The sequence below is a fragment of the Treponema sp. OMZ 805 genome, from assembly GCF_050937395.1.
Lineage (GTDB): Bacteria > Spirochaetota > Spirochaetia > Treponematales > Treponemataceae > Treponema.
Genome location: NZ_JACCLP010000052.1, coordinates 1 through 560, shown reverse-complemented (window position 1 = coordinate 560; position 560 = coordinate 1). Strand labels below are relative to the sequence as shown.

Below are 560 nucleotides of genomic sequence, written 5' to 3'. Positions count from 1 at the left end.
GCTAAATCCGCATCCTCAAGCGTTTTGATTTTGCCGATATTCGGCTTGTACCTTGCCATAGATAACCTCCACTTATGGTCTTGTGTGTTTGCTCATCATGTGCGATAAAACCCATTCTTTTATGCACAATCCAGCCAGTACTAACGTGCGGCACCGCACTTTTTCCCCTACATCTTTTAAGTCTAATGCTCTTCGATATAGCCACCCATACATACGCTTTACACCTCCTCTGCTCCGATTAGTTTTTATTCCATCAGCATTTCTCCTGCTGCTTGAATAACCTCCTCATCCGGCTCATCGAGCCGGTTAATTGCCATTGTCTGATGCACCCGCCCCATCAGTTTGGTGAGCGTCCGCACCGATCCCTTTGACGCTTTGACAAAAAGCTCAAGCGTTTCCTTTGAAAGACGAGGCCAGACCGCTCCGATGATTTTTGCGGCATCGGCTTTGCTCATCTTTTTGACTTCAAGAAACACCCCGACGCGGCTGGTGAGCTGGTGATGGTCGTTCCGGCGATTTTCCAGCTTGTACCGTAAGTCGGGCAGTCCGCAGAGGACTAC

Annotated in this window: 1 pseudogene; it reads right to left on the bottom strand. The window is 49.1% G+C overall.

Features of this window, described 5'->3' with window-relative positions:
• Window positions 1-245 precede the first annotated feature (245 nt).
• Window positions 246-560: pseudogene (locus HGH47_RS12240) on the bottom strand (AAA family ATPase); the annotation flags it as partial.